General features: G+C 35.1%; 16 protein-coding genes. 4 read left to right on the top strand and 12 right to left on the bottom strand.

Annotated elements, in window-relative coordinates; all coding sequences use genetic code 11:
• Window positions 1-185 precede the first annotated feature (185 nt).
• On the bottom strand, window positions 186-1,523 hold the full coding sequence (locus FC72_RS06585) for an NCS2 family permease (RefSeq protein ID WP_201781802.1): 1,338 nt from the start codon (window positions 1,521-1,523) through the stop codon (window positions 186-188).
• Between the two features lie 204 nt (window positions 1,524-1,727).
• Between FC72_RS06585 and add the strand changes: the two genes are divergently transcribed.
• Window positions 1,728-2,753 carry an adenosine deaminase gene (gene add / locus FC72_RS06580; RefSeq protein ID WP_057766116.1) on the top strand — a complete coding sequence of 342 codons (1,026 nt, stop codon included), beginning with the start codon at window positions 1,728-1,730 and terminating at the stop codon, window positions 2,751-2,753.
• A gap of 77 nt (window positions 2,754-2,830) precedes the next feature.
• Here the strand turns inward: add and FC72_RS06575 are convergent, their stop codons facing one another.
• The 6 genes from FC72_RS06575 to FC72_RS06550 all read right to left on the bottom strand — a co-directional run bounded on the left by FC72_RS06575 (window position 2,831) and on the right by FC72_RS06550 (window position 12,242).
• Window positions 2,831-4,759 (bottom strand): elongation factor G, encoded by a 1,929-nt coding sequence (locus FC72_RS06575; RefSeq protein WP_057766019.1) that lies wholly within the window; start codon window positions 4,757-4,759, stop codon window positions 2,831-2,833.
• Between the two features lie 10 nt (window positions 4,760-4,769).
• Window positions 4,770-6,344, bottom strand: a complete 1,575-nt coding sequence (locus FC72_RS06570) for a cation:proton antiporter (protein WP_235805158.1) — start codon at window positions 6,342-6,344, stop codon at window positions 4,770-4,772.
• Window positions 6,345-6,703: 359 nt separating this feature from the next.
• Window positions 6,704-7,855 carry a mannitol-1-phosphate 5-dehydrogenase gene (locus FC72_RS06565; RefSeq protein ID WP_057766016.1) on the bottom strand — a complete coding sequence of 384 codons (1,152 nt, stop codon included), beginning with the start codon at window positions 7,853-7,855 and terminating at the stop codon, window positions 6,704-6,706.
• Between the two features lies 1 nt (window position 7,856).
• On the bottom strand, window positions 7,857-8,300 hold the full coding sequence (locus tag FC72_RS06560; protein WP_057766014.1) for a PTS mannitol transporter subunit IIA: 444 nt from the start codon (window positions 8,298-8,300) through the stop codon (window positions 7,857-7,859).
• Window positions 8,301-8,304: 4 nt separating this feature from the next.
• Window positions 8,305-10,383 carry a BglG family transcription antiterminator gene (locus FC72_RS06555; RefSeq protein WP_057766012.1) on the bottom strand — a complete coding sequence of 693 codons (2,079 nt, stop codon included), beginning with the start codon at window positions 10,381-10,383 and terminating at the stop codon, window positions 8,305-8,307.
• Between the two features lie 20 nt (window positions 10,384-10,403).
• Complete coding sequence (locus FC72_RS06550; RefSeq protein ID WP_057766010.1) at window positions 10,404-12,242, bottom strand: PTS mannitol transporter subunit IIBC; 1,839 nt, start codon at window positions 12,240-12,242, stop codon at window positions 10,404-10,406.
• 213 nt (window positions 12,243-12,455) lie between these two features.
• Here FC72_RS06550 and nagB point away from each other — a divergent pair, with 213 nt between their 5' ends.
• Entirely contained in the window at window positions 12,456-13,187 is a 732-nt protein-coding gene (gene nagB / locus FC72_RS06545; RefSeq protein ID WP_057766008.1) for a glucosamine-6-phosphate deaminase, read from the top strand.
• A 283-nt stretch (window positions 13,188-13,470) separates the two neighbouring features.
• Here the strand turns inward: nagB and rhaD are convergent, their stop codons facing one another.
• From rhaD to FC72_RS06520, 5 genes are read right to left on the bottom strand one after another with little or no spacing between them, the layout of a single operon-like run.
• Entirely contained in the window at window positions 13,471-14,301 is an 831-nt protein-coding gene (gene rhaD / locus FC72_RS06540; protein ID WP_057766006.1) for a rhamnulose-1-phosphate aldolase, read from the bottom strand.
• Between the two features lie 36 nt (window positions 14,302-14,337).
• On the bottom strand, window positions 14,338-15,603 hold the full coding sequence (locus tag FC72_RS06535; protein WP_057766004.1) for an L-rhamnose isomerase: 1,266 nt from the start codon (window positions 15,601-15,603) through the stop codon (window positions 14,338-14,340).
• Between the two features lie 25 nt (window positions 15,604-15,628).
• Window positions 15,629-15,943, bottom strand: a complete 315-nt coding sequence (gene rhaM / locus FC72_RS06530; protein WP_057766002.1) for an L-rhamnose mutarotase — start codon at window positions 15,941-15,943, stop codon at window positions 15,629-15,631.
• Window positions 15,940-17,412, bottom strand: coding sequence for a rhamnulokinase (gene rhaB / locus FC72_RS06525; protein ID WP_057766001.1), 1,473 nt, complete (start codon window positions 17,410-17,412; stop codon window positions 15,940-15,942). Before rhaB ends, rhaM begins: the two co-directional genes overlap by 4 nt.
• A gap of 3 nt (window positions 17,413-17,415) precedes the next feature.
• Window positions 17,416-18,729 carry an MFS transporter gene (locus FC72_RS06520; protein WP_057765999.1) on the bottom strand — a complete coding sequence of 438 codons (1,314 nt, stop codon included), beginning with the start codon at window positions 18,727-18,729 and terminating at the stop codon, window positions 17,416-17,418.
• A gap of 136 nt (window positions 18,730-18,865) precedes the next feature.
• Between FC72_RS06520 and FC72_RS06515 the strand changes: the two genes are divergently transcribed.
• Window positions 18,866-19,840 carry a helix-turn-helix domain-containing protein gene (locus FC72_RS06515; protein ID WP_057765997.1) on the top strand — a complete coding sequence of 325 codons (975 nt, stop codon included), beginning with the start codon at window positions 18,866-18,868 and terminating at the stop codon, window positions 19,838-19,840.
• Between the two features lie 100 nt (window positions 19,841-19,940).
• Window positions 19,941-20,198: alcohol dehydrogenase catalytic domain-containing protein (locus FC72_RS06510; protein WP_157051123.1), on the top strand; the 258-nt coding region annotated here is incomplete at its 3' end.

Here is a 20,198-nt window from a genome sequence, read left to right as displayed (position 1 = left end):
TTGCCACCGGAGCATAGCCTAGAGACACGAATGATTGATAGTATCAATCATTCGTGGTTCGTAGCTATGTGGAGGTTGCAGCTCTTTGTTGCACGTTTAGTCTATAAAAGTTTGGAAAAATTAGAAATGTAAAAGGGAGCTGTGATATATGTCACAGCCCCCTTATTTGTTCAATGTTTGAAATACTAGCTAGGAAGAATATTGATAATATAAATCAATCCAATAAAGACGAAGAAGAGAATGTACATAATTGGATTAATTTCTTTTCTTCTTCCTGCAGCAATCATTGTTAATGGATATGCTAGAAAACCAAAAGCTATACCATAAGAAATATTATATGTTAGTGGCATACCAACTATTGTCAAAAATGCTGGCATGGCAATTTCAAATTTTTCCCAATGGATTTGCTTCATAGATTGTGCCATAAGAATTCCTACAATAATCAAAACAGGTGCAGTTACATTAGATGTAACAACTGTAAGTAACGGTGAAAAGAACATTGATAGTGCAAATAATACACCAACCACTAAAGAAGTAAGTCCAGTTCTTCCACCAATTGCAATACCCGCACTTGATTCAACATATGCTGCCGTTGGTGTTGTACCCATTACTGAACCACCAAGCATAGATATTGAATCTGCCATCAAAGCCTGCCCTATTCTAGGCATTTTATTGTCTTTCATAAATCCAGCTTGTTCAGCTAAACCAATCAAAGTACCTGCAGTATCAAAGAATGCAACCAATAAGAATATAAGCACGACCGCCCATAATTGTGGCTGACTAATATCACCTAAGTGAGCAATTCCGACACCAAAAGTTGGTTTCATACTAGGAATTGTTGAAATAATATGTGTTGGTAATTTAATTAGACCTGTTATAAGTCCTAAAATAGTGGTCAAAACCATTCCAATAAAGATTGATCCAGGTACCTTTCTAGCCATCAATACCCCAGTTACGATCAAACCAAAAATTGTTAACCAAGTTGTAGGAACAGTAAACGATCCCATCGCTACAAGTGTTGATTTACTTGCAACTATCAGTCCCCCACCTTTTAAACCAACAAATGCAATAAAGATACCAATACCCGCAGCAATAGCGAGTTTCAAATCATGAGGTATCGAATTAATAACGATCTCACGTAATTTAACTACAGATAATAATAGAAAAAGAATACTGGAAATAAATACTCCTGCCATAGCAGTTTGCCAAGGAATACCCATTGCCAAAACAACTGAATATGTAAAAAATGCATTATCTCCAAGTCCTGGTGCAATTGCTATTGGATAGTTAGCTAAAATTGCCATAAGTAATGAACCTAAAATTGCTGAAAGAGCCGTTGCCGTAAAGACAGCTCCTTTATCCATCCCCGCATCGCCTAAAACTTGTGGATTAACAAACAAAATGTAAGCCATCGAAACAAATGTTGTTAAACCTGCTAGTATCTCACGTCTAACAGTGGTATTTGCTTCTTTCAAATGAAACAAACGTTCAATGAAGCTTAAATCCCTTGTTGTAGATTCCAATGTATTAATCTCCTTTTAAACATATTTCTATACTCGAAGTATCGCAAATAAATTAGCAAAGGTCAAGTAAAATACGATTATTTTTAAACCATTATAAGTGTATTGTTCGTATTTTATAATAATTAAGTTAGATTATTTTATTGATTGAGGCTTCATTTCATATTATCCTTAACATTAAATGATGTAAAAGGAGTTACCCAATTGATTTCAAAAAAAATCACACCAAATTTTGTCTATGGATTACCTAAGGCGGAATTGCATGTTCATTTAGAAGGAACTTTAGAGCCCGAGTTAAAACTAGCTCTTGCCAAAAAAAATCATATTAACATTGGCCAAGAAACTATTGAAGATATCAAGGCAACTTATAATTATGACTCACTTGCTTCTTTTTTGGATGTTTATTATTCAGGGATGTCTGTCCTTCAAACTGAAAGTGATTTTTACACTTTAGCCATGGAATATTTCAAACGTGCTAAAGAAAATAATATTAGACATGTGGAAGCATTCTTTGATCCACAAGCACACTTGGCCAGAGGAATTAATTTTGATACGTTTATAAACGGTTATTATCGAGCTTGCCAAGATGCTAAAGCACTCAATGTAGATGCACAATTGATTATGTGTTTCTTGAGAGATATGTCAGCTCAATCTGCCAGCGAGGTTTTAGTTATGGCACAAAATCATCGTGAAAAAATACTTGGTGTAGGTTTAGATTCAGATGAACATCATAATCCTCCTTTGAAATTTATTTGTCCTTTTACCAACGCTATTGCTCAAGGATATCGTACGACAATGCACGCAGATATTGATCAAGTGGATTCAATCGATCATATTAAACAAGCACTTGAAATTATAAATGTTGAACGTTTAGACCACGGAACAAATATCCTAGAAGATAAGGATTTAACGAATTGGGTTCAGAAGATTCACTTAGGTTTGACTGCCTGTCCACTTTCTAATAAATTTATTTCCGATGAATTCAAAGGAAACGAAATTTTAGAATTACTAGATCAAGGTGTGAAAATTTCCATACATTCAGATGATCCTGCTTACTTTGGTGGTTATATAAGTGATAATTATCTGGCCTTAGCTGATAATTATGATTTATCAGTTGAAGATATTGTAGATTTTGCTAAAAATTCATTTGAAACTTCTTGGATAAGTCCAGTTCAAAAGGAAATGTACTTAGAAGAGATTTATAATTACGTTGAAAATTATTTCGAGCATTAAGTAAAATGACCCTATCAATCCGACTTTGGATTGATAGGGTCATTTGTTTTAACACTTAAATCATAAATATATTTTCACTAATTAGACACATATGGATAATGTGCCATCTGCGGAACATCATCCCATTGCACTGGATACCCAGCCCCATGAGCACAAAATACTGATCCGGGTGTATTATCCAAATCAGAAACCGGATCATAATCAAATGATTTAACGACTTCTTCTGCATTATGACATGGACGATAGCCATCAACATAACATTCCAATTGTCCTTGTCCATGAGTATATGAATTCACTTCACGAGAATACCCTCTCATTTCAGATACAGGTGCATTTCCCGTCAAAACAGTCATTTGTGAATCACCATTTGGTGTATCAAATTCGCCATTCATCCTTTGAATATCACTCATAGCATGCCCTACTTGTTCTGATGAAACAATTAATCTGAACTTGTACCAAGGCTCCAATAATTGACAGTTTCCTTTAACTTTAGCCATCATCAGTCCCTGTCTAACAGCACGCCATGTTGCCTCCTTAAAGTCTCCACCAACAGAATGTACAATACTAGCTTTTCCACCAACTAAAGTAATACGCATATCTGTCAGTGGAGAACCTGTTAATACACCTCGATGCTCTTTAGAACCAAGATTAGTTAAAACTTGATGTTGCCAGTTCTTACCTAAAACTTCAAGACTGCAATCACTATCAAAAATCAATCCACTACCTTTTGGAGCTGGCTGTAACATTAAATGTACTTCCGCATAATGTCGCAAAGGTTCAAAATGTCCCACTCCTTCAACAGAATCAGTAACAGTTTCCTTATACAAGATACTTCCCTGACCAAATTCAATTCCCAAACCAAATTTGTCCAACATCAATTGCTGTAAAACTTCCAATTGAACTTCTCCCATGATTTGAACATTAATTTCTTGAAGCTGTTCTGACCAAGCTACATGTAATTGTGGGTCTTCATCTTCTAATTCTTTAAGTGCTTTTAAACATTTATGAATATCATTTCCTTTAGGATCTAATGAATAATTCAAAACGGGTTGAATTTCAGGTTGTTTGGCATCAATTGAGTTACCCAGACCTTGACCTGGCTTTGTTTTAGTTAATCCCGTTATAGCGCATACATCCCCAGAAGAAACTTCTTGAACCATAGCAAATTTACTACCATTATAGATTCTTAACTGATTAGCTTTTTGATCTTCTAAAACAAGTGCTTTATTATGTAAAACTCCACCTATCACCCTAACCCAAGTTAAGCGTTCACCATTTTCATCATGTGAGATTTTGAAAACACGTGCACCAAAATCATTGGGATACTTCTTTTCTGCAGTATATTCTTCAAAGCCATCTAAGAATTCCTCAATTCCACTTAGCTTTAATGCTGAACCAAAATAACAAGGTATAACTTTCTTTTTTTGGATCAATTCAACAATATCATTTTCTTCTACTGATCCAGATTCCAAGAATTTTTCTAAAACATCATCATCTTGCATAGCAATTTCTTCATAGGATTCTTCTGACATTTCATCACTAAATTCAATACATCCCTGAGAAAATTCATTCTGCAATTGTTTTAAAACTTGTTCTTTATCTGCCCCAACGGCATCCATTTTATTAACAAAAATAAAAGTAGGTACTTGGTAATGCTTCAATAAGCGCCAAAGAGTTCTGGTATATCCTTGAACGCCATCAGTTGCCGAAACAACTAAGATTGCATAATCCAAAACACTTAAAACTTGTTCTGTCTGCGATGCAAAATCCACATGTCCAGGGGTATCTAATAAGGTCAATTCCATATCTTTAAATTTTAAACTTGCCTGATGAGAAAAAATGGTAATTCCACGTTGTTTTTCCAACTTATCAGTATCTAAAAAAGCATCCCCATTATCGACTCTACCTAATTGACGTAAATTACCGGCACGATAAAGTAACCCTTCAGAAAGTGTTGTTTTACCCGCATCAACATGAGCCACTATTCCTGCTACAACATGTTTCATTTTAATACCTCTATTCCTCATACGAATCTAGAACTAATGATTCAGAAATCAATAATTCACTATAAACATCATAAATATACTTTGCTTTTTCTAAAGCCGCACCATCTACCAGATCATAAAGATATTTACGCTCTTCTTCAAAAGCATTCATCAATATTTGACGTTCTTCTACTGCTTGATATCCAGTAAAAACGTAACGCTTGCTATTTACTCCCAGCCATTGTGACAGAAACTGTCTCAAAGTGGTATTTCTATTTTGATCCATTAAATCAAATGTAACGCTCTCCTTGACTGCTGGAGATATTTGAAGTTTGGAAACATACTCTATACCTACTTCAACCATTTTTTCACGAACTAACTTTTTATTCATTCGCATATCTTCTTGATTTTGAATTGGATTCAAAATCAATTTAAAAACAATTGTTGGAGTTAACATACTCAAAATAATAACTACTGTCTCTGTTAACAAAATCAAATTGAATAAGTGTGTGGATATGCCTTGTTTAACAAGTGAGAATACCAGTGCCAACGTGACTGCCCCATGTACTCCACCTAAAGAAAAAGTTATGGCCTCTATCTGACTATATCTAGTTCCAAACTTTGCATAAAGATATCGTATCACTAATGAAATCAAATAAATTGCTACACCTATCCACAACCATTCTAAAGTACTAGTTAATTCAGGTTTACCTTCGATCACAATACGCATTAATGACAATCCTAGAATTACAAAAACAAATCCATTCATCGTATCAGCAATAAAATCAACTATTTGATTAAAAAAGCTCAAATAACGTGGAATAGAAAAACGACTACGACTCATTTCACCATTAAAAATCAAACCCGCACTAACGACCGCAATAATACCGGATAATTTTAATTCCTCTGCTGCAAAATAAATCAATATTGGTGTTGCAAAATAAACTATTAAATGTGAATGAGTAACGTTAAAACGTGTTCTAATAATCATCTGGCGGCATATCATAATAACAAATGCAATACTAAATCCTACTAAGGCACCACCAACTGCTGTTAAAATAAATGCTCCAAAATTTCTGGCATATGATAAGTGACCTGTTTTAAACCAAATTACTCCAGCCTGTAATAAAATAATTCCCGAAGCATCATTAAAAAGAGATTCCATTTTTAATACGATCTCACTACGCCGAGGCATTTTTCGCCCTTCACTAACAGAATCCATAGCTGTAGCGTCCGTCGGCGTACTTATAGCAATTAAAATAAGTGCAAATGGTAACGTCAAACTAAATAATTGACTGACTAAAAATAAACTTGCAACGGCCGAGATCAAGGCTAATACAACTGCTGTTCCTATAATTGACTTGAGTTTTCTTCTTACAAGAATACTTCTGGTTTTTTGTCCCTCTAAGAAAAGCAGTGGTGCAATAATAAATGCCATAAAAAATTCATAATCAAATTTTAAAATATATCCATTTACAAGAGGAATAGCCGCAAAAATAATCCCAACAAATAAACTTATATATGTTTTAGAAATAGAACTAACGAATTTCGCAATAAAGTTGCTCAATGCTACTGCCATTAAAATGACAATAGTTGATATATACATTTCCAAAATGATATCCCCCAAAAATAAAGCGTGAAAAAACCAAGTTTTCTCACGCCTATTAATCTTTTTGAGATTATATTAACTAATTAATTTTGTCAATTGATAAGTAAAAAGAATCCGTAATATAAATATTTTTAGCTTATGCTGCTTAAACGCCCCAAAAAACATAGCTTTTCCGCTTAAAATAAATTAATATTCAACAAAGATTTAGTTACTACTTTTATTTCTTCTAAATATGCTGCTTAAACGCGTGACCAAGCATAGCTTTTTCCGCTTAAAGCAAAAATGGTAAGCAATCAGTTGATTGCTTACCACTTTTGCCTTAATGCTCGAAAGCTGACCATGCTTGGCACGCTCTCTTACTTATTAATCTTAGCCTCATATGATGCAAGAATTTCATTAACTAAATCTTCATCTTTAAGACCTGTTACTTTCTTGATTACATCAATAGCTTTGTTTTCTTTAAGCATCTTTTGTAATTCAACACTTTCTGAATCTTTAGCTTCATCAAATGTCAAAATCATACCAACGGTATCTAATAAGACACTGTAGTCTAATGAACGTTCTTTCAATTCACGGATTGGACGGATAAATCTTTCATCAAAGCCTAACTTACGGATTGGTGTACGACCAACTCTCAAGATGTCATCTGAAATATATTTATTTTGGAAACGACTTAGGATCTTGTCTTGATATGCTTTATGTTCTGCTGGATCAAAGTTCCATTTATGGATCAATAGGTCACCTGTTTCTTTAAGGGCACCTTTAACCTGTTTAAGAACTTTTTCATCAGCAATAGCATCACCGATTGTCTTGTATCCAAGATATTCACCAGTATAAGCAACTGTAGCATGTCCAGTATTAACTGAGAACAATTTACGTTCGATGTATGGTTCCAAGTCTTTAACATATACAACTGTGTCAAGTTTGATTGATGGATTCTTCATTTGTGATTCATCAACGACCCATTCCTTGAATGGTTCAACTGAAACAGCTAAAGGATCATCATGATGTTGGATAGGAACAATACGGTCAACAGCAGCATTAGGGAAGCCGATATATTCGTCAGCAAACTTCTTATCGTCATCTGACAAATGCTTGTATACTTCACCCTTTAGAAATTGACTACCACCGATCATGTTTTCACATGCGATGACATCCAATGTCTTCTTGTTGCCATTAGCTTTACGTGCACTGATACCGTCAGCAATTAAACCAGCGATAAATGGTAAGATCTTAGGTCCGATAGCTGTTGTAACCATGTCAGTATTTTCAATAGCAGAAACAACCTTTTCAGGATTATCTTTGTTATTAATACCATCTACGTTAGAAACATGAATCTTCTTCTTGCCTTCTGCGGCTAATTCGATGTCATATTCTTTTCTATCATTTAAGGCATCAATGATTGTTGAGTTAACATCAACAAAGTGAATGTCAAATCCATTAGATGCTAAAGTTTCTCCAATGAATCCTCTACCAATATTACCTGCTCCAAAATGTACTGCGTTCATCCTAATCAACTTCCTTTAATAGATTAATTACTTCTTCTGGTGATTGTGCATCAGCTAATTTTTCGACATTAGCGATATCGCTACAGAATAATGCGATCGATGACAACAATTGCAAGTGCTCACCGTTTAATCCTGCAATACCAAATACAACTGTAACCAGCTTTTCATCTGCTGGGTCTTCACTGAAATCAACACCCATTGGATATTGAACAATTGAAATTCCAGTCTTCTTGATGAAATGCTTACCATCTTCAGTTCCGTGTGGAATAGCTATAAAGTTACCCATATAAACTGATACATCCTTATTACGGTCGATCATTGAATCAATATATCCTGGTTCAACATAACCATTATCAACTAATAGTTGACCAGCTTGTTTGATGGCATCTTCTTTTGTCTTAGCTTCTTGATTAAGTTTGATGAGATTTTTATCTAAAGCCTTCATCGTTTCACTTCCAATCCTTTTGTTTAATAACGTCCAAAAATAACTTCGATACTAATTCTTTTAATTCATTTGTATTGCCATTTTGATAAGTCTTAAGATTACTCTCACTATCAATGATCGAACTGGAGATATTTCCCATTAATTCAGCACTAAAGTCATTCATTTCTTTAGGTGCCAACATGAAGAAACATCTTTTTAGATTCATTGCCTTATGATCCATTCCCTTTATAACTATTGAATTAGATAATTCATAAATTGAAAAGAATGGCTCAATAATAGCTTCATTTGTCGTGTGAACTAGTCCTATACCGGTATTAGGAAGTCCAACTGGAGCTCGCTGCATTCTTTGATAAAGAGCGGTCGCTACTTTATCAGCATCTAAAACAAAATCCGGTCTTAATCTTCTTGATAGCAACAACAACGTCTGTTGTAAGTTGTAATCACGATTATCAATTTTTTTAACTTCAATATTTTCTAATAACTTTTTAGAAATTGTTAATTCTTCATAAAGATTATTCAATTTAGTTATGGGATCGTTTGAGTCACTTGAAATAGTAAGTCCCCTCTTGACCTCTATAGCTCCAAATTGATCACCTAAATAATCTTTTATTTCTCTGATTTCATTTTGCAAAAGCAATGGTGAAATAACTTTATAAGGAAACTTAAAGCCCGGTAAGAAAATAGTTGAAAGAATCAAATCATATTCTTTTAAATCTAATTTACTCAACTCTGCAACACGAGAAACTTTATAATTACTGATCTCTGGTACAGTTTTCTTTAATCGACTTTCTAGAACCCTAGCTGTTCCAATTCCATTTGCACAAACGACTAATGCACTAATTACTTTATCTTGTCGTTGTTGCTCAAAAGCTGATGCAAAATGAATCAATACGTAGGCAGATTCACTACTGGGTAATCTATCGTCAAATACGTCTTTCATGTTGCTCTTAACTTTTTCGTAAAGCTGTGGATAATTATTGATAACATTTTTTAAAACGGGATTATTGATCTCTGGTAACTGGGAGATCTGACGTTTTAAGGCGGATCCAATATGCGCCATTAAATCGTTAAACAATGTATCATCAGTTTTAAAATCATATCCAAAACTGTCAGAAACCTGTTTGATCAGATTTCTAACTTGATACGAAAGCTGCAAATCATAATCATCAAGCAATACATTATTGGAAATCGAAAAGCTCATTCCTTGAATTTGTTGTGCCATAAATTCCAATTCCATCAATGAAATTCTATCCCTGATTTTCTCATTAAACTGATTAAAGAGCTCAATTGCAACGTGTTGATATTTAAACAAGTCACTTTGATTTATGTGATTCAAATGAGTAATAACTTTTTTATCTTCAATTCTCTTGGCGGACACAGACAATATAATGATCAATTGTTTGAGTTGGCTATCGGAGAAATTGGAGAAATCAGTTTTGATACGCTTTTGAATGGCTAAATTAGCCTGCTTTACCAAATCAAAATCTAATAGATTGATAAAATACTGAGACGTAGTAACTGAGCCCATTTCAGATTCTTTTTTGAGAAATTCAAAGAACTCATACTCATTTATTTCACTAGAAAGAATGCCACTTATTACTCGACGGATATTACTTTCTTTTCCAATTATTTCAATACCCTTTGCCTTGATTCGAGATATCTCTACCTGATAGTCATTAAATATTCCTTCTATTACTTTAAGATCTTGAGTGATAGTAGATACGCTGACTTCAAACTCCTCGGCTAATGAACCAATAGTAACTATTTCATTTACAGTCAATAACTTACAAGCTAAGGCACTTTGTCTCGTCTCAACCGAAGTTATTGTTGTCTGTTTATCTGGTTGGATCAGTACAGAATTTAGTTCTTCTAAATTCTCTTTACTGCCAATCAACCGATAATTACCATCCTCTTTAGTTAGACTAATAGCCAAATGAGCTAAGCTTATTTCTAAACTTGATAGTTCACGATAAATCGTTCGGCGACTTACGTGAATATTTTTCATTAAGTCAGCAATACTTAATCCATTAGGATTCTTTAATAGTAATAGTGATATTTCTGACTCTCGACTTGATAGATTCATCCTTACTCGTCCTTGCAGAATTATTTAAGTTCTGCAATTAGTTTATCATACTCAGGTGCATCCATTAGATTGTCAACGACAAGAACCTGAACGTTCTTGAATGATAATTTGATACGTTTTGCTGTATCACGACTAGCAATTACAAGAACATCTTCTTCATCATCAACTTCACCAACTGACAAGTGTTGAACTTTAATACCTGTTACTCCGGACTTCTTCATATTGTCCTTGAACAATGAACGTCCCATTGTAGCAGAACCAACATTTTGATCATGATGGATGAAATCAATAACTTTAATTTTTGAAACATCTATATCTTGAATATTACTTTCTTCTGTTGTTTCTTTCTTAGCTTTGTCATCACTCTTAGGAGCACTATCAACTGTGCCTGAAACTTCCTTAGTCTTCAAACCTGTAACGATTTCATCATACTTAGGTGAATTCAAGAAGTTTTCAACAGCGACGTGAACAGCTGTAGGTGTCTTTTGAAGAGCACGACTTGCTAATTCGTCTTGTGTAACAACTAATAATCCTGGTTCATCTTTCAAATTGTTAATAGCTGTGTTTGTAACTGATAAGTCCAATCCAGCTTTCTTAACTTTATCTCTAAGAATTGAAGCACCCATTGCAGATGATCCCATACCGGCATCACAAGCAAAAATAATATGGTTAACTTCGTTTGCTGTTGAAAGGATTGCACGAGCATCTTCGTTTGATGCAGCACTTGCATCTGATGAAGTACCTTTAGCTGATCCCTTCATGTTTGCCATTTTAGCTTGGCTAGCTTCAAGATCTGTATCTTCTGATTTATCACGTTTCAAAATGACCATTGAAACTAAGAATGAAACTGCTGTAGCAACAGCGACACCACTTAGAACCGCAACATAATTTCCTAATCCCTTAGGAGTCATAAGAAGAATTGAAATAATAGAACCTGGTGAAGGTGATGCCTTCAAACCTGCTCCCAATAGGTTGAACATGAATGTACCTGAAACACCACCAGCGATAACTGATAGGAATAATGCAGGTTTCATCAATACATATGGGAAGTAAATTTCATGAATACCACCAAAGAAGTGGATAATTGCGGCACCAGAAGCACTACTCTTAGCACTACCTTTACCAAAGAACATAAAGGCTAATAGTACTCCAAGACCTGGACCTGGATCTGGTTCAAGCAAGAATAGAATTGATTTACCAGCTGATGCTGATGCTTGAATACCTAACGGTGTTAGAATACCTTGATTAATAGCATTATTTAAGAACAAAATCTTAGCTGGTTCGATGAAGATATTTGCTAGTGGAATTAGATTACGTTTGATGATCCAATCAACACCCACTGCTAATGCTGCTGAAAGTCCTGAAACAACAGGACCAATTCCAAAGAATCCGATGATAGCTAATAACATACCTAAAATTCCGGCTGAGAAGTTATTAACAAGCATTTCAAATCCTTGTTTAGTTCTTGGTTGTGCCCATGCATCAAATTTCTTAATGCACCAACCACCTAAAGGTCCCATAATCATAGCACCAATAAACATAGGAATATTAGTACCAACAATGACACCCATTGTTGCGATAGCACCAACGACACCACCACGATGATCGTCAACCATGCTACCACCTGTAAAAGCAATTAATAATGGCAATAAATATGTAACCATTGGCGTGATCATTTTTGCCAATTGGGCATTTGGTAGCCAACCTGAATCCATAAATAAGGCTGTAATAAGTCCCCAAGCTATGAATGCACCAATGTTTGGCATAACCATTCCTGAAAGCTTACTACCTAGACGTTGAACCTTCGTTTTAATAGAAGTTTTTTCTTTTTTTGCGTCTGTTTTTGAAGCTGCCTCCATATTTTTAACACTCCTTCCAAGCACTTAAAACGCTTACAAGAATTATTGTATGCGTTTCCTAAAATTCCATCAACGATAGCTTTGGCACAAAAATTCATGACAAAATCTGGTCTATACAATTTTTCTGTAAATTCTTGACAGATACTATAAAAGACAACTATAATTGGACTATACCAAACAAGAGGTATAATTCTGAAGGGAGTAACATATATAATGAAAGTTATTGTTACAAGTAATAAAGAAGTTGCCGGTAAGAAGGCATTCGAACTTATTAAGTCAGCTATGGATAATGGTGCTAAGGTTCTTGGTTTAGCAACTGGTAGTACACCAATCCCTATGTATAAGGAAATGATTGCCAGTGATGTTGATTTTTCAAAGATGACATCAGTTAACTTGGATGAATATGTTGGTCTTGCACCAGAAGATCCACAAAGTTATCGTTACTTCATGCAATCAAACTTGTTTGACAAGAAACCATTTGCAGAAACATTTGTTCCAAATGGTAAAGCAGAAGATCCTGAAGAAGAAACAAAACGTTACAATAAAGTAATTGCCGATCATCCTATTGATCTTCAAATTCTTGGATTAGGTCGCAATGGTCACATTGGTTTTAACGAACCAGGTTCACCATTTGACGTTGAAACAAGAAAAGTTCAATTAACAGAATCAACTATTGAAGCAAACTCAAGAAACTTTGAAAACGAAAATGATGTACCTCGTTACGCATACTCAATGGGAATTGGTTCAATTCTTAAGAGTAAGAACATCGTACTAATGGCCTTTGGTAAAGAAAAAGCCGATGCTGTTAAAGGTATGATCGAAGAAAAAGTTACAAACGACTGCCCTGCATCAGTTCTTCAAACAAGAGATAACGTAACAGTTATTGTTGATGAAGATGCTGCTAGTGAATTAAGTGATTCATCAGTTGACGAAAAACTTAACTAGTTTCTACTATATATGCTTAATATCACAAAAGCTTATCTACTATTAAAAGTAGATAAGCTTTTTTGTATGATATTAAATATCTCCCTACTATTATATATAATGGTAAATGGTAGAAGTGTGATTATGATAAACTCTTGTTTTCTTAAATGTGCTGTATAAACGTGCACCAAAGCATAACTTTTTCCGCTTAAAATAGAATACCCCAACAATCCTCTCGGATTGTTGGGGTATTCTACTTTAATGCTCGAAAGTTGACCATACTTTGGCGCACTCTCTTTTGTGCTTACTTTACTTTGTCCATTGACAAGAACTTAGGATTTGGTGTAACACCAAATGATTTTGCTAAATCTCTTAAGTCGTCGTCTGTAATTTCTTGTTTGATGTCTCCACCTTGGCTTTGGATAGTTGTGTAGATCAATGCTGCTTTTTCAACAGTTTCAATCAATCCATAAACTTCATCCATGCTATCACCGCAGCCGAAGATACCATGATGTGGCCACATAACAACTCTAAATTCATTCATTTTATCAGCAGTTGCTTGTCCGATTTCGTTTGTACCAGGTGTCATATAAGGGATGATACCAACACCTTCTGGGAAGACAACCAATGATTCGGCTTGCATCTTCCATAATAACTTACTAATTTCTTTTTCATCCAAGTTACGAGTGAATGATAGTGCAACCCAGTTTGTTGGATGACAGTGCATAACAACTCTTTGATTTGAATCAACCTTTTGTCTAGCAATATGTGTCATCAAATGTGCAGGGAATTCACTAGTTGGTTGTCCACCATCGTTGAAGCCCCATAGTAAATCAACAGAGTTACCTTCATCAGTGATCTTAACCAAACCTGTATCTCTCTCTGGATAATTGTGCACATTCTTGAAATAGCGACCTGTACCAGTAACCAAATAATATTGTCCAGCTAGAGGGGTTGCATCAAATTTAATAGGAATGTTTCTAATAACCTTGTTGAGGTCATCAAATTGATCTACTTCGTCTTGTGTTAAACGAAGACTGACATTACCACCGTTTCTTTCGTCCCAGCCATGTTTATATAACTCGTTAGTAATTTCGCACATTTTTTCTACATATTTTGAATTCTTAAATTCCATTATTTTGCTTCCCTTCTGAAGATGAACTAATTAATTTTAGTTACGTTTGAATTGAACGTCTTTTTCATATTGATGAATGTTGTCTAGCCAATCGTTACCAACTGGTACATCGTTACGTAGACAGAATTCGTCCCAAACAGCACCAAATGGATATGACTTAAGCTCTTCTGTTTCAGCCAATCTTGTTGTGAAGTCGTAGTTTAATTCAGCTTTCTTCAATTGATCGATTGGTTCAAGCATACCTTGTAACAAGGCCTTTTGTGTAGCACGTGCACCGATAACCCAAGCAGCAACACGGTTGATTGTGGCATCGAAGAAGTCTAGTCCAATATTTGTCTTGCTTAATTCGTTATCACGAACTAATGAACGAGCAATTCTTACAAGTGCTTCATCAAAGATAACAACGTGATCACTATCCCAACGTACAGGACGTGAAACGTGTAGCATCAAACCTTTACCAAATGGTAGGAAGGCTGAGAACTTATCAGAAACATCTTCTGTTGGGTGCCAGTGTCCAGCGTCAATTGTCCATAACTTGTTTCTTGTCAAAGCATAGTTGTTGTAGAACAAGTGTGAACCAACAGTATATGATTCAATACCTGTACCAAATAGCTTACCTTCAAAGGCTTCAATAGTATTCTTTTCGTCATATTGTTTCTTGTCAATTTCATCCAATGATTCAATTAGACGAAGACGTGGTGTAGCTTTGTCGATAGGATTATCCTTAAAGCCATCTGGAATCCACAAGTTGTTAACTGATTGTTGACCTAATTCTTTACCAAAGTAGTTAGCAATGGCACGAGTTCTCTTACCATGTTCGATCCAGAAATCACGGATATCTTTTTCAGGACTTGCTAAAGTAAAGTTATGTTTTACCTTAGGATGTGAGAAGAATGTTCCGTTCATATCCAATCCAATTTTTTCTTTCTTAGCCCAATCTACCCAGTAACTGAAGTCTTCTGGTTCGATTTCATCAAGATCCTTCTTCTTATCAGTTACAGCATAGATAGCATGCATTTGAACCTTGTGTGATCCAGGAATAAGTGAAAGAGCTTCACTTAAGTCACCAGATAATTCATCAGGTGTACGTGCAATACCAGGATAGTTACCGCTTACACCGATACCACCAGTTAACTCTTGGCCTGGGAATAAGAATCCATGAATGTCATCGCCTTGCCAGCAATGTACAGATAATTTAACTTTGTTTAATTGTTTGATAGCTGCTTCAGTATCAACACCAATTTCAGCGTATCGTTCTTTAGCAACTTTGTATGCGTCTTCGACTTCTTCAGTTTTAACCATTAATAATTCCTCCTAAATTGTGTTACTAATCTAAATGAAATAGCTCGTCTAAATCAACGGTTACAGGGCTTTTATCAGGATTTGTGTCCATCAAAGGCTCCATGTATGCCCACCACTTCTTGGCAGCATCTGTTTTGGCAATATCATTATATTTTTCAACATCGTCGACCTCAAGATAAGTAAACAACATACCATCTTCTTTATTCAAAAAGATTGAATAGTTGTGTGCTCCGGCTTCTTTCAAAGCCTTACGCATTTCTGGAAATAGATTATTGTGTCTTTTTTCGTATTCGGCATAAGCATCTTTATGCAAATACATTATTTGACCCATTCTTTTCATTGAACTGTATCTCTCCCTTCAGTGTTTAAAAAATCTTGATACTCATGGAGCGTGTTACCATATTTATTTGTTTCAGGCTTAAAAGTCTTAACAGGATAAGAATCCTTGATGACTTTTCTACCATCCGCAATATTGTTGATGTCGTTCTTTGTAATCATTTGAACCATTAAATTACCAATGGCTGTTGCTTCGCCTGGTCCAGCATAAACTGTAATATCTGACAATGTACTTGTTAATTGGTTAAGTAGCGCAACATTTGATCCACCACCAACAATATTTAAAGCTTCCAATTTATAACCGAGAATTCTATTTAGTTCTTGTATTTCATTTGCGTAATACAAGGCTAAGTTAGAATAAACTGCCATTGTCAACTCACCAGGAGTTTCGGGAACTTTTTCATTATGTTCTCTACAATAGTCCTGAATTTCTTTAGTCATGTTTTCAGGATTTGCGAAACGATCATCATTAACATTAATGTATTGCTCAAATGGACTTACTTTTTCTGCCATTGAAGCTAATTCACTAAAGCTATATTTATCATCGAATTCGTGTTTCAAGTTTTGAACCATCCAAAGTCCCATGATGTTCTTTAGAAAACGGTATGTACCATAGGCACCCCATTCATTTGTATAATTACCTTGGAATGCCAATTCACCATTTTCAGGGACATTCAATTCTGTACCAAGTAATGACCAAGTACCTGAACTTAAGAATGCCCAATGATCTCCTTCACCAGGAGTTCCTAAAACAGCTGACGCAGTATCATGAGTAGCAACTGTTATAACTTCTGTTTCAGGCAAATCATAAATGGTATGCCACTTATGACGAATCTTACCTAAGATTGTTCCTGATTCAACTAATCTTGGGAATTGATCTTGTTGAACATGAACTTTGTCCAACAAATTGTTATCAAAGAGTCCTTCACGAAGGTTAAGCATTTGTGTAGTAGAAGCATTTGTTACTTCTGTTACAGCATTACCTGTCAAGATATATCCTATATAATCAGGAATCATCATGATCTTGTCAGTCTTAGCAAGCTCTTCTCTATTTTCTGTATAAAGTTGATATAAAGTATTGAAGTTTAGGAATTGAATTCCCGTCTTCTTATATATATAGCTCTTTGGAAGATCAGATGTTAATTCTTCCATAGCATTCTTGGTTCTTGCATCACGATAACTAATTGGATCTTCAACTTTCTTACCGTCCATGCCGACCAAAACATAGTCAACGGCCCAAGTATCAATACCTAATTGAACATCATCATATCCAGCTTTTTTGATTTTTTCCAAGCCGACAAAGATTTCATTAATGATTGAATCAATGTTCCAACGATCATGACCATTTTCTTTAGTAAAGCCATTCTTAAAACGATGCATTTCTTTTAGTTGAAGCTTGCCACTATCTAAAGTTCCAAGCATCAAACGACCACTTGAAGCACCAATATCAACGGCTACATAAGCTTTACTCATTGATTAAACCTCCTGTCCACTTGTAGAATCATCAGAATCTGCTTCAGATCCGTCAGTAGTTCCATATCTTTCTTTGGAAATTTCTTCCAATGATTTTCCTCTTGTATGTGGAGTCCAAATCGTACCAATTACTAATGAAATTAGTAGTAGAACGATCATGAATGTACCAGCGGCCTTGAATCCCATTGTTGAAAGAATAGTTGGGAAAATAATTGACCAAACACCAGCAGATGCACGAACAACGAAGAACATAACACCTTGTGAACCGGCACGATATTTAGTTGGGAACAATTCTGTGGCCCATAATGCGTACCAAGCTTGAGCACCGATACCAGCTGAAATACCCCAGATGATAACGAATAGCCAAAGACTAGTCCAATTCATACCTGCAAATGTTAAAATAATCCATGAAGCTGCGGCCATTGCTGCACCAACAAAGAAGAAAATTCTGTGGTTAGCTTTATCACCATACTTGGCAAAACCAAAGTATGTAGCAAGAGCTGTAAATACCCAAAGTACAGCTTGTAACAAGTTAGCTTGTAGGTTTGTTAAACCACCAGCTGTTTCGTATACATATGGCATGAAGAATCCCATAGCACCAGCAACAAGGTTCCAGAACATATATACACCGATCAAGAATAATAATGATTTAATATTAATTGCATTTGAAAATAGTTCTTTATAAGGATGTGGTTTTTCACCACTAAGTTTCTCTTTAGCTTTTTGCTCTTCCCAATCCTTGGATTCGTCCAAGTTTCTTTGTAAGCTCCAAGCAATGAAAGCAACTACGGCTAAGATAGCAAATAGAATTCTGTTACCTAACAAGCCAAGTGGTGCAAACAATACACCTAATGTAAAGATAAGTGCTGGTCCCATTGACCAAGCAAATTGCGAAATACCAATATTTCTAGCACGATCTGTATCTTCAGAAGTTTCTGAGATATAAGTCCAACTTGCTGGAACACCGGCACCAACTGCGACACCAGTTACAATGAATCCAGCTAATAACATTGGAAAATTAACTGAAAATGTTACTATAAGTGCACCAAGTAAATATACAATCATATCGTAAGTATAAATAACTTTACGACCATACTTATCTGATAGATGTCCACCGATCAACGCACCAATCGCTGATCCAAAGGCATTGGCACTCAAGGCACCAAGTAAACCGACTTCAAAACTAATTAATCCAAACTCATGAGTCCATAAAGTCAAACCACTAGCACCGGCAACGATACAACCGGAGTCTAGGAAGTTAGTTAACGATACGGCCATCGTTGACTTTAAAGATCCCTTTCCACTTGAATCACTCATAAACTACACCTCACCCTGAAATATATTTTGAGAAAACGCTCACATGTTGTTACAAGTTCTAATTTACAGTGAGCGCTTACATTATTAAATGTCATTAACACAGTTCATCAGTGACAAAACTACAGGGGGTAACTATATGAATCCGCGTACAATCGCACGTTTAAAGCAACACGAGTTGATTGAAAATCGTCAGCTAAAAACTGGCAAACATGTAGATGATATTCCAACAAGAGCGGTAAAACACTCGAATTCTAAAGATGACTTCAGAATTTTAAACAATTATTTCTTTCGTAATAGAAACATTTATATTAGTAAACATAGTAGATTTGCAGAGTATCCAGAACACACACATCAATTTTTAGAAATGAATTATATGTTGAATGGTGAGTGTGACCAAGTAGTTAATGGGAAAAAGATTCATTTAAATAAGGGAGATCTTTTGTTGATCGATGTTGGTTGTTCTCACTCAATATCTAGATTGGGCGAAGAAGATATTTTAATTAACCTCCTATTTAGAGATCAATCTATCAATATCAATTTTTTAAGTGGTATGAGGAAAAGTAACTCATTAGTGTATAACTTCTTATTAAATCGAGTATCTGGTGGCGGTAAAGAAACACCTAAGTATCTGATTTTTAGAGGTGAACATAGTAAGGATATAAAAACCACAATGGAACAAATAATTGAGGAATACTATGAAAAAAGAGAATTCTCAGATACTATTCTTCAGGCATATCTCTCAATTTTATTAGCTAAACTTGTGAGAAACTACCACGTAAGTGCTCCTGAAGGCAGTAGTGGCAAGCAGAAATTAATAGTAAGTATTTTAAAAGATATCTCAAAAGACTATCAAAATATCTCTTTAGGATCTTTAGCGTCCAAATATAAATACAATAAAAACTATCTGAGTAATGTCATAAAAAAAGAGACCGGAGATTCCTTTAAAGATTTATTAACTAAACAAAGATTGATTCAAGCGCACACTTTAATCACCTCAACTACCCTCCCTATAGATGAAATAATTGAAAATATTGGCATGAAAAATAAAACTCATTTCTACAAAAAATACAAAGAATTTTATCAAAGAATGCCTGGTGACGATCGGAATTAAAAATTATTTAATTGCTTTTTAAAATATTTTGTGAAATACTTATCGATGAGAAAACACTCACAGTTATTTAGAAATAAGTAAAAGTGAGGAATTTACACATATGAAAATTAAAGCTGCTGTAGTTGATAAAGTTAATGATCCATTCGTTATTAAAGATGATGTTGAACTAGCTGACCTTCAAGATGATGGTCTTCAAGTTAAAGTTGTTGCTTCTGGTATTTGCCACTCTGATGAAGCTCTTAGAAAAGGTGATGCCGCCTTTAGTTTCCCTGTTGTCCTTGGACATGAGGGTTCTGGTATAGTTGAAAAAGTTGGTAAGAATGTTGAGAACTTTAAAGTCGGTGACCACATTATCATG

Source organism: Companilactobacillus tucceti DSM 20183 (genome assembly GCF_001434665.1).
Lineage (GTDB): Bacteria > Bacillota > Bacilli > Lactobacillales > Lactobacillaceae > Companilactobacillus > Companilactobacillus tucceti.
The sequence above is the reverse complement of the archived record's forward strand: the minus strand, read 5'-3'. Positions and strand labels throughout refer to the sequence as shown.